This window comes from Streptomyces tyrfis (genome assembly GCF_037034285.1).
Classification (GTDB): Bacteria; Actinomycetota; Actinomycetes; order Streptomycetales; family Streptomycetaceae; genus Streptomyces.
This window is the reverse complement of record NZ_JBAGJZ010000144.1, coordinates 1-259: the sequence shown is the minus strand read 5'-3', so window position 1 is coordinate 259 and position 259 is coordinate 1. Positions and strand designations below refer to the sequence as shown.

Annotated in this window: 1 rRNA gene; it reads right to left on the bottom strand. The window is 56.4% G+C overall.

Annotated elements, in window-relative coordinates:
* A 23S ribosomal RNA gene (locus WA762_RS35590) occupies window positions 1–259 on the bottom strand; the annotation flags it as partial.

The following is a 259-nucleotide window of genomic DNA, read 5'->3' as shown; positions in this document are numbered from 1 at the left end:
GCGACGCTCCCACGGCTTGTAGGCACACGGTTTCAGGTACTATTTCACTCCGCTCCCGCGGTACTTTTCACCATTCCCTCACGGTACTATCCGCTATCGGTCACCAGGGAATATTTAGGCTTAGCGGGTGGTCCCGCCAGATTCACACGGGATTTCTCGGGCCCCGTGCTACTTGGGTATCTTCCAAACGAGCCGTCAATGTTTCAGCTACGGGGGTCTTACCCTCTACGCCGGACCTTTCGCATGTCCTTCGCCTACA